Source organism: Oleiphilus sp. HI0128 (genome assembly GCF_001635365.1).
Genome location: NZ_LWGG01000053.1, coordinates 1 through 1,862 on the forward strand (window position 1 = coordinate 1; position 1,862 = coordinate 1,862).

Here is a 1,862-nt window from a genome sequence, read left to right on the forward strand (position 1 = left end):
ACAGAAGATGATGATTCATCGGTACGCCAGCTAATCATCGCGTTAGTGTTTGATACATCTTCAACTAAAGCACGCCCAATAATTAATGGCGGTTCAGTATCGGAAGTAGAAGCTGTCTGGAACTGGATCTCCCGAGTTTGTGTTGCTCTATTGCCAGCGGCATCATTTGAGGCAACGGTTAAATTATATAGCGTATTAGCACTTAGCCCTGTAATCTGAACTGAATGATCGCTTACAAGCTCAGTGTTATTCTGAACCCGGTAACTAATACCATCGTTAAATGAAACTGCACTGCTAGCCGCTTCGTTTGTCGTCCATTTCACTACAGCTACTGTATCTGAAATATCAGTAACCGTTGGCCCGGCGACGATTAGAGGAGGGTTCAAGTCTGCCGCTGCTAGCGTTTTAACTCTACTAATATGGCTCTGAGTTGGGCCATTACCGCTAATATCAGTAACTTCTACTGACACCGCATAGGTCTGATTCGAGTTTAGATCACCTACAGTCAAGTTATGGCAGCGAGAGAAGTCATTAAGTAAATACTCAGCTCCGTCAACGATAAACTTTCCTTGCACTGGCTCATTAGCACAAAAAGCCACCGTAAACTGGGTTTCTCCGATAGACGTCGCTGCTAAAGGTTGGACAAACTGTGGCGCTAATGAGTCAGCACTAATACTTTGAGTGGTAAAGCTTAGAACTTGCGTTTCAGAACTATTGTTTTGTGCGTCTCGTGTCGAAATATTTACGTCATAATCGGTGTTTGAATCCAGGTTATTAATAACAACGCTATGTTCTGTTAGAAAACGGTTATTTTTAAAAACCGCTCCACCAACCACTTGAACTGTACTTCTAGCCGGTTCATCGGTCTGCCATTCTATTACCACAGATTGGTTGCTAATATTTTTAACATAAGGCCCGGCAATAGTTTTCGGTATTATGCTATCAAGTAGAACTAGCTCCTGGTCGAGACTAAGCGCGTTGTTAAGGGCAAGATCAGATCTTACAAAGGTCGCAAAGCCACTTTCGATTGTTGGAGTATAGGTAAGGTCATACAAGCAGTCAGTGCTGTCTGGGTAAAAACCGGATTCAATACAGGTATCACTAGGGAACAGCAACATAACATAGTTGCCTTCAGCATCTGTACTAGCACTACCACTGGCATGATCCAAACTACGTGTCGATAACTGAAGTAGGGGGCCTTGCTCAGGACCGTGCCAGACCGTGCTGGTTTCGATTGATACATTGGGGATAGGGGCTTTATTAGTATCAAGTACCTTGCCAGACAGGACAAGAAAATCGAACTGTAAATCACGTATTGTATCTACATAAACTTCAAAATCTTCGGATGAGATAGCTACACTATTTGGCGCACCAGAAAGCGAAACATCCGATGCTATAAAAGAGGCTCGAAGCACATAACTACTAGGCGAAACATCCCATTCATAGGCGCCATCTGAACTAACTTTTTGGGTGTCTCCAATTTGAAGAAAAGTATCATCTTGCAATACTTCAAAGAGAGTTACGCTCGCACCATCAATTAAGTTTCCCTGATGATCTTTCACTACGCCACTAAGGCTTGCTGCATGCACCACAAGTGAAAAAAATGCTAGGAAAAAGCTTAGGACAAGCGTGAATCCTCTGCCTTTCATAAAACCCAATAGTTTTTTACACATGCAGCATCTCCAGACAGAAGAGAAGTTCTTAACAAAAAGAAAATTTGATAAAACAAAACAAGGTGGAGCAGCTAAATAGTATAGCTCGTTTTATCAACTTCACTATTTCAGTGAAACCAACATACCTCGACTGATTGCCGTAGAGGCATTATTCCCAGCATTCATCGTCGCAGATGCCCACCAATAACT

At 42.5% G+C, this 1,862-nt stretch carries 1 protein-coding gene; it reads right to left on the minus strand.

The genetic code is table 11. The features are described from left to right. A partial coding sequence (locus A3763_RS00745) for a fibronectin type III domain-containing protein (protein WP_156494783.1) occupies positions 1-1,673 on the minus strand: 1,673 nt, incomplete at its 3' end. Positions 1,674-1,862 lie beyond the last annotated feature (189 nt).